Raw genomic sequence first — 13,473 nt, 5'->3', positions numbered from 1 at the left:
ACGATTAAAGTCGTTCAGTCAGACGCACAAAATCGATTACAGCTTAGTCCATGTGGCGCAGACCGGTGCGCAGGTAGCTGTAGCCGGTGATCAGCGTCAGGGCAGCCGCGGCCCACAGGCTGACCAGTCCAACAGTATGAACCCACGGCATGTGCGGGACTGCCCCGCCAAGGATCAGCGCCCCGAGCGCAATGAGCTGAATCGTCGTCTTCCACTTGGCCAGCGCGCTGACCGGTACCGACACCTGCAGCGATGCCAGAAATTCGCGCAGCCCAGAGACGATGATCTCGCGCAGCAATATGATCAGCGCGGCGATGATGTGCAGGCCCGCGATCTCGGGAATAGGGTTCGCCTTGCGGCTGGAGATCAGCATGATCAGCACTGCAACCACCATGATCTTGTCGGCAATGGGATCGAGGAACTGGCCAAGGCGCGAGATGCTGCCCCAGGCCCGCGCAAGATATCCGTCGAAATAATCGGTGATGCCGACCAGGCAGTAGAGCACGAAGGTTATCGCGTAATCGATCGGTGCCGGCCGCCACAGCAGGAAGACGAGGATCGGCACCGCGAGGATGCGGGACAGCGTGAGGAGGTTCGGCAGCGACAGCATCGTTTTCGGACGCGAGCGTTAGAAGGGTTTGGCGCGTCAGGCAAAGCTGGCTATGCCCTCGCTCCTCTCTTCATTGCAGTAATCGCCTCAACTTGATCCAGAACGTTACCCATCTGCTCCGCGCGCGGCGGTTCGTGCCTCTGTTCGCAACGCAGTTTCTCGGCGCGTTCAACGACAGTCTGTTCAAGCAGGGCGTCGTCCTTTTCGTCACCTATCAGCTCTATTCGGACGCGACGAAGGAAGCGCAGTTCAACGCGATCGCGCAGGGGCTGTTCATCCTGCCCTTTTTTCTCTTGTCGGCTGCCGCCGGACAGCTGGCGGACATTCGCGACAAGGCACACCTCATTCGGATCGTGAAGCTCGCCGAGATCATTATCATGGCGGTCGGCGGCGCGGGTCTGATTTTCGCAAGCGTGCCGCTAATGCTCGCCGCAGTCTTTGCCATGGGTGTCCATTCAACATTCTTCGGCCCGATTAAATACGCCATCCTTCCCCAGCACCTGCACAAGGACGAGGTGCTGGGCGGCACGGGCCTAGTGGAGGCAGGAACCTACCTCGCCATTTTGGGCGGCACGATTGCGGCCGGCGGATTGGCCGCTTTCCCCAAGATTGCGGCCGCCGCTACTGTGATCATTGCCGCGGTCGGCTTTTTGACCGGACGTCAGGTGCCCTCGGCTCCCCCGCATAGCGACGCCCGCCCACCGGACTGGCATATTTTTCGTGCGTCGGTTCGGCTGGTGAGCGGGACCATGCACATTCCGCGGCTGTTCCTCGCGATCTGCGCCATCAGCTTCTTCTGGACCATCGGCGCGGTGATGATCATCATCTTTCCGCCGCTCGTCAAAAACGTCCTCGGCGCGGACGAGCATGTGGCAAGCTTATTCATCGCCATTTTCTCGATCGGAATTGCGATCGGCTCGATCCTGATCAACCGGCTGCTCAAGAGCGAGGTGTCGGCCCGGTTCGCACCGGGTTCCGTGCTGGCGATGGGCGTTTGCGTTCTGTTCCTTTATTTCGTGGCCCAGAGCTGGGCGGACCACGCGGACGGCGAACTGATCACGCTCGGCAATTTCCTTTACCAGCCGAGCGCGCCTCTCATGATCCTGGCGCTGCTGACGATCTCGATAACCGGCGGCATGTTCGTGGTGCCGCTCTACGCCTTCCTGACCACAACCGTCGACCAGTCGGAGACCGCCCGTACTGTCGCCGCCAACAATATCGTCAATTCCGGCGCGATGGTCGTCGGATCCGGGCTGGCATTCGGGCTCAGCAGCCTCGGCTTCGGACCGGGAAGTCAGCTGCTGTTGGTGGCGGCAATGTGCGTGGTTTCCGCTTGGCTGGGCTGGAAGCTCCACCAAGCCTGCGACTGATCCTCAGCCGATCAGGATCGACACGAACAGGAAGCCGGCAGCGAAAGTCATCGCGAACAGCTTAAGGTCCGAAGAAAACTGCCGTGCAGGCGCCGGCACCAGATGATCCCAGCGAAACGGTCCGCGGCCAAATTGGCGCGGATTGGCTGCGATTACGGGCCGGGCAAGCTGCATGGTCGGACAGTTCCTAACGTGGTCTTTACCATGTCAAAAACCACGTCGAGCGCAAGCGGCTCCCTACGTCCCGCGACGGGACGCCAAAACGTCTGGTCGTAGAGTGCTTAGCCTGCGCTTACGCTGCGGAAGGGAACCTCATTGTTGCGCTCGCGTGCGTTGAGCATCTCCCGCGCCGCTTCGGCCGGCATCGCTTTACCAAAGTACCAGCCCTGCCCGATTTCGCAGCCGAGCTGCACGACAGTGCGATAGGATTCTTCGTTCTCGATACCCTCGACGCAAACGGGCACCTGAAGCGCCTTTGCCAGGGTGCTCACGGCTCGCACGATCGCCGTGTTCTCGCGCTTGGCATTGATCTGCGTGACGAAGCTGCGGTCGATCTTAATGATGTCGAACGGCAGCGAGCGTAGGTGGGCAAGCGACGAAAAGCCGGTGCCGAAATCGTCGAGCGCAAGTCGGATACCCTGGTTCTTCAGGCTCGTGACGATCGTCCGCGCCAGATCGATATCGGCAAACAGGGAGCTTTCCGTAATCTCGATGACCAAGCGCTCGGCGGGGAATCCGGTGTCGGCGAGCGTTCGGACGATGCGCTGGGCCAGCCAGCCGTCGGCGAGCTGAAACGGAGAGATGTTGACCGAAATCTTGATCGACGGATCCCAATTTGCCGCCTCACGCAGCGCTTCGGCAATGACATGCTCGGAAAGCCGCCCGATCAGACCGATCTCCTCAGCCACCGCGATGAAAACGTCCGGCCCGATCATCCCCGACAACGGATGGTTCCAGCGGGCGAGCATTTCGAACCCGACGATCTGGCCAGTCGATAGGTCTACCTGAGGCTCGAAGAACGGCACGAACTGACCGTGGTCGAGGCCGACGCGGATCCCCTGCTCGATTTCCGATTGCGCGATCAGTGCGCGCTCCATGCCGGCATCGAACCAGATCGGCCGCGCGGTGCGGCCGCTACGCGCATGGTCCATCGCGATATCGGCGCGTCGCAGCAGGTCCGGAATGCGGACGTCGCCGCCTCTGGCCGATGCGATGCCGGCGAACGCCCCGACCTGAATGATCTTGTCGTCGAACAGCAGTGGCTTGGTTACAATCTTGAGCACATTCTCGGCGAGCTTGTCCGCGCGGCTGATCTGATCGTCGGCAAGCGCCAAGGCCACGGCGAATTCGTCGCCGCTAAGCCGCGCGAGGACCGAATCCGGCCCAAGCTCGTCGGCCAAGGCCACTGAGATCGTCTTCAGCAATCGATCGCCCGTTTCATAGCCGTGCTGATCGTTGACCGTCTTGAACCGGTGGATTTGGAACGAGATCACCACCATCTCATCGCCGCGCTCCGCCGCTTCCACGCAGAGTTCGCCCCCACGATCCGCGAAACCCTTGCGGTTATAGAGCCCGGTGATGGTGTCGGTCGTCGCAAGCACGACGGCGCGGCGTTCATGCTCGGCGCGCATTTCAGCTTCGTGCTGCAGGTCGACGTAGCGCCGCCAGCCGAACAGGATCAAAGCGACATTCAGCGTCAGCGCCGTACTGGCCAGACGGATTTGCGGGCCGAATTGCGCACCACCGATGTTGAGCCGGTGAAAGAAGGAACTGCCGTTCCAGATCAGCATCATCACGGCCGTGATGAGCACCGCCAATACGACGACGTCGCGGCGCGCGTTGATCAACCTGGAATTGTTCGCTTTGCTCACCGAGGACCCGCTACGACTACGTGAGCGCGAGCATTAGCGAACAAGGGTTAAATAATTGGCCTGCTACGCCTGGGCGGCATTAACCTTCGATGGTGCGGACGGCGGGACTCGAACCCGCACGCCCAAAGGGCAGAAGATTTTAAGTCTCCAGCGTCTACCGGTTCCGCCACGTCCGCAACACTCACCCTGTCCACTCGACAGGGCCGGCGGGTCAACCGTTATTCCGCGGTGACTTCCTGAAGATTGAGCCGCTCGCGCATTTCCTTGCCCGGCTTGAAGTAGGGCACGCGCTTGGCATCGACCGACACGCTCTCGCCAGTCCGCGGGTTGCGGCCGACGCGCGCGTCGCGATTCCGCGTGGAAAAGGCGCCGAAGCCGCGCAGCTCGACGCGGCCGCCCTTGGCCAGCTGATCGGTGATGGAATCGAAAATGGCGCTGACGACGCCTTCGACTTCACGCTGGGTGAGGTCGGGAAAATCGGTGCAGAGCTTCTGCACCAGTTCAGAACGGATCATCGGCGTCCCCGCATTGAATGCACCGGCCCCAAGCCCCCCGGAGCCGCCTGACCGTCACGCTGTCAGGATATTCTGTCCCACGCAAGATGGTTTCATGCGGCGTCCCCCGAAAGGAACGCCGCATATTGAAACACTTACTTCTTCTTGCTGGTCTTGCCGGCCTGCGCTTCCTTGAGCGCGGCGCCGAGGATGTCGCCGAGCGACGCACCCGAGTCCGACGAACCGTACTGCGCGACGGCCTGCTTCTCTTCGGCGATCTGCATCGCCTTGATCGAGAAGTTCGGCTTCTTGGAACGATCAAAGCCCGTAACCATGGCGTCGAACTTCTGGCCGACCTGGAAGCGCTCCGGACGCTGCTCGTCGCGGTCGCGGCCAAGGTCGCCCCGCTTGAGGAAGCCCGACACGCCGTCGTCGCCGACCTGAACGTCGAGACCGGCATCCTGAACGGCGCGGACGACGACGGTGACGACTTCGCCCTTCTTCACGCCGCCAACCGACGGAGCGCCGCCGGCACCGGCGCTCGCGCCGCCGCCGTTTTCGAGCTGCTTGATGCCGAGGCTGATGCGCTCCTTCTCGACGTCGACGTCGAGAACCTGCGCGGTGACCGTCTCACCCTTGTGGTGAAGCGCCAGCGCCTCTTCGCCCGACACGCCCCAGGCGATGTCCGACATGTGGACCATCCCGTCGACGTCGCCTTCGAGGCCAACGAACAGACCGAATTCGGTTGCGTTCTTGACTTCGCCCTCGACGACCGAGCCAACCGGATGCGCAGCCGCAAAGGCTTCCCACGGGTTCGACTGGGCCTGTTTGAGACCGAGCGAGATGCGGCGCTTTTCCTGGTCGACTTCCAGGACCTTGACGTCGACTTCCTGGCTGGTGCTGACGATCTTGCCCGGGTGGACGTTCTTCTTGGTCCAGCTCATCTCGCTGACGTGCACCAGGCCTTCGATGCCCGGCTCCAGCTCAACGAAGGCGCCATATTCGGTGATGTTCGTCACGCGGCCGCGGAACGTGCCGTCGATCGGATACTTGGCGGCGGCGCCTTCCCACGGATCGCTCTCGAGCTGCTTCATGCCGAGCGAGATGCGCTGCGTGTCCTTGTTGATGCGGATGATCTGCACCTTCACCGTGTCGCCGATGTTCAGCACTTCCGACGGGTGATTGACGCGCTTGTAGCTGACGTCGGTGACGTGCAGCAGGCCGTCGATGCCGCCCAGGTCGACGAACGCACCATAGTCGGTGATGTTCTTGACCACGCCCTCGATGACCTGACCCTCGGCCAGGCTCTGGATGAGGCCCGAACGCTGCTCGGCGCGGGTCTCTTCGAGGATCGCGCGGCGCGACACCACGATGTTGCCGCGGCGGCGATCCATCTTCAGGATCTGGAACGGCTGCGGCAGGTCCATCAGCGGCTGAACGTCGCGGACCGGACGAATGTCCACCTGCGAACCGGGCAGGAAGGCCACGGCGCCGCCGAGGTCGACGGTGAAGCCGCCCTTCACGCGGCCGAAGATCACGCCTTCGACGCGGTTGCCGGCTTCGAATTCCTTCTCGAGCTTGTCCCACGCGGCTTCGCGGCGGGCGCGGTCGCGCGACAGCATCGCTTCGCCGGCACTGTTCTCGACGCGGTCGACATAAACTTCGACTTCGTCACCGACCTTGAGGTCGGCCTTCTGGCCCGGCGCGGCGAATTCGCGCAGCGGAACGCGGCCTTCGCTCTTGAGGCCGACGTCGATCACTGCCAGGTCATTCTCGATCCCGGTGACGGTGCCCTTCACCACCTTGCCTTCGAAGGCTTCGTTCTCGCCGCCAAGGCTTTCGTTCAGAAGGGCCGCGAAATCGTCGCGGGACGGGAATGTCGTGGTCGCCATAAAATTGTGGTCTCTCGTAATATCAAATCGGCCTGCCGCGCCGCGCCACCATGGCGGGCTCCAACATGCGGACCTGGTTCATTGTCCCCGGCACACCATGTGCAGGAGACATCCGTCGAGTATTCGCTGCAGACAGCCCCATGGCAAAGAGCGCGTCCCAGCGCCGGCCGAGCCGAAACACCGTACGCGCTCGCCAGAGAGACGGGCTGTCCGCGGGTCATCGCCCGCCGGACGCTGCGCGCCTTAGCTTAGAGGAGCTTAAGCGGCAAGTTCATCCTGTTGGGAGGAGGATGGTGGAGCCGAGGGGGATCGAACCCCTGACCTTCGCAATGCCATTGCGACGCTCTCCCAGCTGAGCTACGGCCCCACGTCCTGGATGTCGCCCTTAGGCGAACTTCCCCCGACTGGAAAAGGGGGAATATCGCAGCCAGGCTTCCGCCCGGCCGCAATCAATCAATTTTCGTCGTCGTCGCCGCCGGTTTCGACGCCCAAATCGTCGTCGCCCGTCTCCAGATCGACTTCTTCGTCGGCGCTGACTTCGGCGTCTTCATCGACCGCCAGATCGTCCGCCGCCAGCTCGTCATCCTGCGCCGGCTGCTGCTTGGCCGTCGGGGCCGCTTCGAAGGCGAGCGGCTGCTTCGACTTCAGGACCGGGTCCGGCACGAAATCGGTGCCGCATTCGATGCAATGGACGGGATCGTCCTTGCCGAGATCGTAAAAGCGGGTCGAGCACTTGGGGCAAGTGCGCTTGGTGCCCCATTCGGGTTTCACCATGAGGGTTTGAACTCCAATGCAAATTTTCGGTGGGCCGGGCCGAGCCCTGCCATCGGCGGCGCGCCTTGCCATAGGCATATGCCCCTGTCAAAGCTGGCGCCCTTGGGCGAGGAAGCGACATTGAAGGACAGGGTCAACCTGGCGCCGGTCATTGCCGTCGATGGCCCTGCCGCAAGCGGTAAGGGAACGATCGCACGCGCGCTCGCCGATCGCTTCGGCCTCCCGCACATGGACACCGGGCTGCTCTATCGCGCGGTAGCGTTGAACCTGTGGCGCTGGGGCGGAGACGCAGGGAATGAGTTCGAGGCGCTGCGCGCTTGCGACGATCTCGGCTTCGATCCCGGCGATCCCGAACTTCGCAGTGAGCCAGTCTCCAAAATCGCTTCCATGATCTCGGCCTACCCATCCGTTCGCACTGCGCTGTTAAAGCGACAGCAGGATTTTGCCGCTCAGCCGGGCGGGGCAGTGCTTGACGGCCGCGACATCGGCACAGTCATTGCTCCCCACGCCGATGTGAAGCTGTTTGTTACAGCCTCAGCGGAAGTCCGCGCGCAGCGCAGGCTGAAGGAACTGCTTCAGCGCTCGATGAACGCGCACTATGACGACGTCCTGGCCGACATCCATGCGCGGGACGAGCGTGATGCCGGTCGCGAAGTCGCGCCATTGCAGGCCGCTGGCGACGCGATCACGCTCGATACCAGCGACCTCGACGCCGACGGAGCAATTTCCGCCGCGATCCGCCTTGTCGAAGAACGTCTGAAGCAGTCGGCCTAGCGCTGATAGGATAATTTTCACTTCTTCCTGCCACTAGGACGCGGGGGCAACGAAGTGGACTTCAGTCAATTGCGCAAGGTTCAGAACAAAACCGTTCGCATGGCCGGGAGCCATGTCATCACAACCTGCGCAACGCTGGCGGCGGTGTTGCTGTTTGTTGCGCTGGGCAGTCAGGTGTTGCCGGCAGCGCTCCTCGGCGCGGAGCTGACCGACTCCGCGAACACCCTGAAAATCGCATTCATTTTGAATATTGCGATCATTCTGTTCGGCTGGCGCCGATCAAAGGATCTGAAGAATGCGCTCGACGCCTATGAAAAAGCCGAGCGCGTCGCGCAGCGAAACGCCAATACCGATCCGGGCACCGGACTCGCCAACCGCCGCGAACTCATGCGGTCGCTCGGTGAAGCGCTCGAGAGCGGTCGCAATGGCGTGTTCCTCGTGCTCGATCTCGACCATTTCAAGCGTCTGAACGATCTCTACGGCCACTTGGCCGGAGACAAGGTTCTGCTTCGGTTGGCCGAAATACTCCAGAAATCGGCGCCGGCGAACGCCTGCTGCGCCAGAACCGGCGGCGACGAATTTGCGGTGCTTCTGCCAGGCCTGGACGATCGAGCTGCGGAGGCCGTCGCGGAGAAGATTCGGTCGACTCTCGCTACACCGATGTTCGTCGAGGGCGCGCAGATAACGGTCACTGCCTCTCTGGGTCTGGCACATTTGTCGTCCAGCAAGGACGATGAGGGCGTTCTGCGCAGCAGCGACGTTGCACTTTATGCGGCCAAGCGCGCTGGGCGAAACAATGCCGCTTGGTTTGACGCCGAACTTGAGCGCGAACTGACCGAGCGTTTGAAGCTAGAGGAGGACATTCGCCTCGGCATCAAATCCGGCGAGTTTATTCCGTTCTTTCAGCCGCTGGTGGACCTCAAGACGCGCCAGATCATCGGCTTCGAAGCGCTCGCTCGCTGGCGCTCGCCATCTCGCGGCCTGCAGGAAGCGGAGGCGTTCATCGAGGCGGCCGAGCGTACCGGTCTGATTGCTCCGCTGACGATGTCGGTCTTCGAACGCGCCCTCAACGAAGCGCGTGAATGGCCACCCCACCTTCGGCTCGCTGTGAACGTGTCGCCAATTCAGTTCCGGGACCCGACGCTCGCCGAGCAGATCCTCCGCCTTCTGAGCCTATCGGGCTTCCCGGCCAATCGCCTTGAAGTCGAGATTACCGAAGGCTCACTACTGGAAGACCGCGACCAGGTCCTGACCATCATCCGCAGCCTCAAGAATGTCGGCGTCAGCATCTCGCTCGACGATTTCGGCACGGGCTACGCGAGCCTCGCGCAAGTCAATCGCCTGCCTCTCGATCGCATCAAGATCGACAAGAGCTTCATCACGACCATCGTGAAGAGCGAGCAGACCGCGGCCATCGTCAGCACGATCGCCGGGCTCGGCCACAATCTCGACGTGCCGATCACCGCGGAGGGCGTGGAGTCCGAACAAATTCGCAATGCGCTCGCGGACTTTGGCTGCTCGGAGGCGCAAGGCTGGCTGTTCGGCCGCGCCATCTCCGCCGAAGCCGTTCGCAGCTTCCTGGAAATGAGCGGCAACGAAGCGCTGCCGCCGCCCACGCCTGAAACGCCGCAAGTTCGCGACACCGAGGCGCCCCGGAAGGCGAACCGCCGCTGGTAGGCTAGCCCAGCGGCTTGAGCGCGGCAACGCGCGCGGCCGGCCAGTCGTCCGCCGAGATCAGATAGACGATGCTCGGGTTCATCTCCGGTCCGAACCGCGTATCGATATAATCCAGGTCTTCACGACGGGTCATGCCGAGCCGCTTCATCAGGCCCTGGCTCGCGCTATTTTCTTTCAGCGTCGTGGCAATGACGTCCGGTGCCTCGAATTGCCCAAACGCCAGATCGAGGCTGACGATCGCAGCTTCCTTCGCGAGCCCCTTTCCCCACGCCTCCGGCCGCAGCCGCCAGCCGATCTCATGCTTTCCCGTCAGGCTGCCGGCGCCCGGGGCGTTGGATCGCTTGATGCCGCAGAAGCCGAGGATCTGATAGCCATCCGCATCCTCCATGATCCAGAAGGTGTGGCCATAATCCTCCTGGAAAGCGACCACGCGCTGATAGGCCGCACACCATTCTTCCGGGGTTTGGACGCCACCCAGATGGGTCATCACGTCGGGGCGGTTCATCACCTCATAAAAGCGTGTTTCGTCGTCGGCATCCCACTCCCGGAGCCGCAACCGCTCGGTCTGCGCGACGATCCTAGCCATTGATAAGCCGGGCAGCGTCGAGCGCGTGATAGGTCAGGACGCCGGTCGCGCCGGCCCGCTTGAACGCCAGCAAAGTCTCGAGAATCAGCGCGTCGCGATCGCCCGCGCCCGCAGCCGCGGCATGCTCGATCATCGCATACTCGCCGCTCACCTGGTACGCGAAGGTAGGAACGCCGAACGCGTCCTTCACCCGCGCGACTACGTCGAGATACGGAAGCCCCGGCTTCACCATTACGAAGTCGGCACCTTCCGCTAAGTCCAGCTCAACCTCGCGCAGGGCCTCCTCGATGTTGGCCGGGTCCATCTGATATCCGCGCTTGTCGCCCTTCAGCCGCCCGCGCGAGCCGACGGCATCGCGGAACGGTCCATAGAAAGCCGAGGCGTACTTCGCCGCGTAGGCCATGATCGCGACATTCTGATGCCCCTCGCGCTCCAACGCCTCGCGGATCGCAGCGACGCGGCCGTCCATCATGTCCGACGGCGCGACGATATCCGCCCCCGCCGCGGCCTGCACCAGCGCCTGCTCGACGAGGATCTCGACGGTCTCGTCGTTGATGACGTTACCCTGCACATCGACGATCCCGTCGTGACCGTGCGCCGTGTAGGGATCCAGCGCGACGTCGGTCAGCACGCCGATCTCGGGCGCCGCATCCTTGATCGCCTTGATCGCCTGGCAGATGAGGTTGCCTCCGTTAAGCGCCTCTTCCGCGCGCTCGGTGCGCAATCCCTCGGGCGTGTTGGGGAACAGTGCGATGCAGGGTATGCCGAGGGTAGCCGCTTCCTTCGCCTTGGCGCCGATGCGATCGACGCTCCAGCGGCTGACCGCGGGGAGCGCCCCGATCGGCTGCTCGCAATCCTGACCATCACAGATAAACGCGGGCCAGATGAAATCGCTTGGATGAAGCCGGTTCTCGGCAAGCATCGAACGCATCCAGCCGCTGGAGCGGCCGCGGCGCATGCGAAGGGCGGGATATGAAGCGGTCATGGTCCGCGCCTCTAGGTCTTTCTCCTGTCCGGGTGAACCCAAAAGGGCCATCGCCTGTTGTGAGGCGAATGTCCGCAACTGCTGATCTTCCGAAGGAGGCAATTCTCATCGTTAACGCGATGAGCCGCAGAGGCGCGGACGTCTTCGAAGAGGCACGGGACAAGCTGACCGCTGCGGGTGTGCGGTTGATCGATAGCCACGCCGTCCACGAGCCGGAGGAAATGGAGCCGACTGTCAAAGCGGCGATCGCCAAGGCGCCAATGGTCATCATCGGGGGCGGTGACGGGTCGCTCAGCTCCAACGTCGACTTTTTCGTAGGCAAGGACACGGTCTTCGCAATCCTGCCGCTGGGCACCGCCAACAGTTTCGCCAAGACCCTGGGCATCGGCGACAATCTCGACTCTGCCGTCGACGCGATCGCCAACGGGCAGCGTCGGCGGATCGACCTCGGCATGATCGACGGCGACTATTTTGCAAACGCAGCCGCGCTGGGTCTGTCGCCGCTGATCGCCGACACCGTACCCCACAAGCTCAAGCGCTATCTCGGCATGTTCGGCTACATGCTGTGGGCGGTACGCGTGGCGTTCAAGTTCCGGCCATTCCGGCTGATAGTCACCGATGATGAGAGGAAGCGGCATCGCGTGTGGGCGACCGAGGCGCGGATCGCCAATGGAACGCATCATGGTGGGGTCGAGCTAGTCGAGAGCCAGGAGCTGGATAGCGGCGACATCGTCATCCAGGCCGTGACCGGCCGCAGCCTAATACGCTTGGCATGGAGCTGGTTCGCGACGCTTCTCAAGCTCAGCGCGAAGGAGCAGACCGTCACCGAATGGCGCGGCTGCAAGCTGCAATTGGACGCCCATCCCGCGCAGAAAATCAGCGTCGATGGCGAGCTGGTCGCCAAGACACCCGTAACCATCGAAATCGCCGACGCCTGCATCGAGGTCGCCGCGCCGCGCGATCCTAACCCGACGGGTTGAGCGCGCCGCCCGGCTCACGCGTTGCTTCGGCGTGCTCGATGCACTCGTCCGTGCTTGGCACCTGCTCCGCCCGCAATTGCGCTTTCCGCCAATTGCCCTTCCAATAATATAGCGCCGCCATCGCGACATTGGCGGTCGAGCTGACGGGGAAGCTTAGCCAGATAGCGTCGGCGCCCAGCCAATCCCGGGTCGCGAAGATCCACCCGAACCGCACCGGTAACAGTCCGATCCCAAGCACGATCAGTGGCGCCCACACCGCGCCGTTCGCGCGCACGGTCGCGAACAGCACCATGGTCACGCCGAACAGCAGGAAATTCCACGTCGCCAGCATGTGGATATGCCGCGCGATCGGCAGCGCGGGGCTGTCGCTGCCCATGAATAACGCCAGCACAGTCCGGTCTGCGAGCGTCAGCAACACGATGAGCGCGCCGGTGATGATTAGCACCAACACGATGCCGCTCTTCGTGATTTGCCCGACCCGGTCCCACAGTCTTGCGCCGATGTTCTGAGCGGACATGGCGCTGACCGCTGCGCCGATCGCCATCGCCGGCATCTGGACATAGGTCCACAGCTGCATCGCGACCCCGAAGGCCGCGGTCGTATCGACGCCCTCGCTATTGACGATCCCGATCAGCGCGAGCGCGGAAAGGGAGATGACGACCATCTGCAGGCCCATCGGAAACCCTTTGACGATGATCGTCTTGAGAATAGCCGGTTTGGGCAGGAGGTAACGCAACTCCGCGCCGCGCAGCCGAAGCGGGAGGTCGCGCGCGTATATGTAGATCAGCAGCCCGATCATGCTGACGTAATTGCCGACCAGCGTGGACAGAGCGGATCCTGCAATGCCCATCGCGGGGATCGGCCCGAAGCCGCGGATGAAGAACGGGTTGAGCCCACTGTCGAGCACGACAGCGATGATCATGAACCATAGCGGCGTCAGGCTGTCCCCCGCCCCGCGCAGCGCCATCATCATTAGCGTCAGCAGCAGCAGCGCCGGCATGGCGAGGAAGATGACCTGCAGATAATCGAGCGCGAGCTTCGCGGCGTCGCCCGGCGTGCCGAGCAGCTTCAAGATCGAACCCGCCAGGAAGTAGCCGGCGATGCCGACCAGGATAGTGACTACGGTGAAGGCGCCCATGGCGGTGCCGAAGATCCGCCGCGCCTCGTCGACGTCTTTCCGACCCCAATATTGGCCGATGAGAATGGTCGAGGCCATGCCGAAGCCGAAGACGAAGGCCGTCAGCAGGAACATGACCATGTTGGCGTTGGACGTCGCGGCCAGCGCACCCTCGCCGAGCAGCCGCCCGACCCAAATCGAATTGATCGTCCCGTTCAGCGACTGCAGGATCGACGAGGCAAGCGTCGGCAGCGCAAACTTGAGCAGCGTCGGGCCGATGTTGCCCTGCGTGAGGTCGCCGCGTTTCGGGGCGCCCCCGGCTCTGCTCGCCATCCTCTGCTCC

At 62.9% G+C, this 13,473-nt stretch carries 13 protein-coding genes and 2 tRNA genes; 4 read left to right on the top strand and 11 right to left on the bottom strand.

The window, feature by feature from the left end:
- Window positions 1–43 precede the first annotated feature (43 nt).
- Window positions 44–610, bottom strand: coding sequence for a CDP-diacylglycerol--glycerol-3-phosphate 3-phosphatidyltransferase (pgsA, locus tag QU596_RS12765; protein ID WP_308515967.1), 567 nt, complete (start codon window positions 608–610; stop codon window positions 44–46).
- Window positions 611–705: 95 nt separating this feature from the next.
- Between pgsA and QU596_RS12760 the strand changes: the two genes are divergently transcribed.
- Complete coding sequence (locus tag QU596_RS12760; RefSeq protein ID WP_308517999.1) at window positions 706–1,980, top strand: MFS transporter; 1,275 nt, start codon at window positions 706–708, stop codon at window positions 1,978–1,980.
- Between the two features lie 3 nt (window positions 1,981–1,983).
- Here QU596_RS12760 and QU596_RS12755 read toward each other — a convergent pair whose 3' ends face one another.
- The 7 genes from QU596_RS12755 to QU596_RS12725 all read right to left on the bottom strand — a co-directional run bounded on the left by QU596_RS12755 (window position 1,984) and on the right by QU596_RS12725 (window position 7,011).
- Window positions 1,984–2,154 carry a hypothetical protein gene (locus QU596_RS12755; RefSeq protein WP_308515966.1) on the bottom strand — a complete coding sequence of 57 codons (171 nt, stop codon included), beginning with the start codon at window positions 2,152–2,154 and terminating at the stop codon, window positions 1,984–1,986.
- A gap of 107 nt (window positions 2,155–2,261) precedes the next feature.
- Window positions 2,262–3,851, bottom strand: coding sequence for a putative bifunctional diguanylate cyclase/phosphodiesterase (locus QU596_RS12750; protein ID WP_308515965.1), 1,590 nt, complete (start codon window positions 3,849–3,851; stop codon window positions 2,262–2,264).
- Between the two features lie 90 nt (window positions 3,852–3,941).
- Window positions 3,942–4,027 (bottom strand) — tRNA-Leu (locus QU596_RS12745).
- Between the two features lie 42 nt (window positions 4,028–4,069).
- Window positions 4,070–4,366, bottom strand: coding sequence for an integration host factor subunit beta (locus QU596_RS12740; protein ID WP_308515964.1), 297 nt, complete (start codon window positions 4,364–4,366; stop codon window positions 4,070–4,072).
- A gap of 134 nt (window positions 4,367–4,500) precedes the next feature.
- Window positions 4,501–6,237, bottom strand: coding sequence for a 30S ribosomal protein S1 (gene rpsA / locus QU596_RS12735; protein ID WP_308515963.1), 1,737 nt, complete (start codon window positions 6,235–6,237; stop codon window positions 4,501–4,503).
- Between the two features lie 291 nt (window positions 6,238–6,528).
- Window positions 6,529–6,604 (bottom strand) — tRNA-Ala (locus QU596_RS12730).
- An 86-nt stretch (window positions 6,605–6,690) separates the two neighbouring features.
- Window positions 6,691–7,011, bottom strand: a complete 321-nt coding sequence (locus tag QU596_RS12725; RefSeq protein WP_308515962.1) for a TIGR02300 family protein — start codon at window positions 7,009–7,011, stop codon at window positions 6,691–6,693.
- Between the two features lie 120 nt (window positions 7,012–7,131).
- Between QU596_RS12725 and QU596_RS12720 the strand changes: the two genes are divergently transcribed.
- A complete protein-coding gene (locus QU596_RS12720; protein ID WP_308515961.1) occupies window positions 7,132–7,785 on the top strand; it encodes a (d)CMP kinase in 654 nt (217 codons plus the stop codon).
- A 99-nt stretch (window positions 7,786–7,884) separates the two neighbouring features.
- On the top strand, window positions 7,885–9,462 hold the full coding sequence (locus QU596_RS12715) for a putative bifunctional diguanylate cyclase/phosphodiesterase (protein WP_308515960.1): 1,578 nt from the start codon (window positions 7,885–7,887) through the stop codon (window positions 9,460–9,462).
- A 1-nt stretch (window position 9,463) separates the two neighbouring features.
- On the opposite strand, the gene QU596_RS12710 is transcribed toward QU596_RS12715, so the two are convergent.
- Window positions 9,464–10,048, bottom strand: coding sequence for a GNAT family N-acetyltransferase (locus QU596_RS12710; protein ID WP_308515959.1), 585 nt, complete (start codon window positions 10,046–10,048; stop codon window positions 9,464–9,466).
- Window positions 10,041–11,033 (bottom strand): porphobilinogen synthase, encoded by a 993-nt coding sequence (hemB, locus tag QU596_RS12705; protein WP_308515957.1) that lies wholly within the window; start codon window positions 11,031–11,033, stop codon window positions 10,041–10,043. The genes QU596_RS12710 and hemB overlap by 8 nt, the downstream gene beginning before the upstream one ends.
- Before the next feature lie 68 nt (window positions 11,034–11,101).
- Between hemB and QU596_RS12700 the strand changes: the two genes are divergently transcribed.
- The gene (locus QU596_RS12700; protein ID WP_308515956.1) at window positions 11,102–12,013 is read left to right on the top strand and encodes a diacylglycerol/lipid kinase family protein; all 912 of its coding nucleotides are present in this window, start codon (window positions 11,102–11,104) and stop codon (window positions 12,011–12,013) included.
- Here QU596_RS12700 and QU596_RS12695 read toward each other — a convergent pair.
- Window positions 11,997–13,463, bottom strand: a complete 1,467-nt coding sequence (locus QU596_RS12695) for an MATE family efflux transporter (protein WP_308515955.1) — start codon at window positions 13,461–13,463, stop codon at window positions 11,997–11,999. The genes QU596_RS12700 and QU596_RS12695 overlap by 17 nt on opposite strands.
- Window positions 13,464–13,473: the final 10 nt, after the last annotated feature.

The sequence above is a fragment of the Sphingomonas flavescens genome (genome assembly GCF_030866745.1).
In the GTDB taxonomy this organism is placed as follows: domain Bacteria; phylum Pseudomonadota; class Alphaproteobacteria; order Sphingomonadales; family Sphingomonadaceae; genus Sphingomicrobium; species Sphingomicrobium flavescens.
The sequence above is the reverse complement of the archived record's forward strand: the minus strand, read 5'-3'. Positions and strand labels throughout refer to the sequence as shown.

What these genes read in the sequence shown, in the direction of transcription:
- pgsA (WP_308515967.1), bottom strand. Translation starts at nt 610, where the DNA reads ATGCTGTCGCTGCCGAACCTCCTCACGCTGTCCCGCATCCTCGCGGTG.
- QU596_RS12755 (WP_308515966.1), bottom strand. Translation starts at nt 2,154, where the DNA reads ATGCAGCTTGCCCGGCCCGTAATCGCAGCCAATCCGCGCCAATTTGGC.
- QU596_RS12740 (WP_308515964.1), bottom strand. Translation starts at nt 4,366, where the DNA reads ATGATCCGTTCTGAACTGGTGCAGAAGCTCTGCACCGATTTTCCCGAC.
- rpsA (WP_308515963.1), bottom strand. Translation starts at nt 6,237, where the DNA reads ATGGCGACCACGACATTCCCGTCCCGCGACGATTTCGCGGCCCTTCTG.
- QU596_RS12725 (WP_308515962.1), bottom strand. Translation starts at nt 7,011, where the DNA reads ATGGTGAAACCCGAATGGGGCACCAAGCGCACTTGCCCCAAGTGCTCG.
- QU596_RS12715 (WP_308515960.1), top strand. Translation starts at nt 7,885, where the DNA reads ATGGCCGGGAGCCATGTCATCACAACCTGCGCAACGCTGGCGGCGGTG.
- QU596_RS12710 (WP_308515959.1), bottom strand. Translation starts at nt 10,048, where the DNA reads ATGGCTAGGATCGTCGCGCAGACCGAGCGGTTGCGGCTCCGGGAGTGG.
- hemB (WP_308515957.1), bottom strand. Translation starts at nt 11,033, where the DNA reads ATGACCGCTTCATATCCCGCCCTTCGCATGCGCCGCGGCCGCTCCAGC.
- QU596_RS12700 (WP_308515956.1), top strand. Translation starts at nt 11,102, where the DNA reads ATGTCCGCAACTGCTGATCTTCCGAAGGAGGCAATTCTCATCGTTAAC.
- QU596_RS12695 (WP_308515955.1), bottom strand. Translation starts at nt 13,463, where the DNA reads ATGGCGAGCAGAGCCGGGGGCGCCCCGAAACGCGGCGACCTCACGCAG.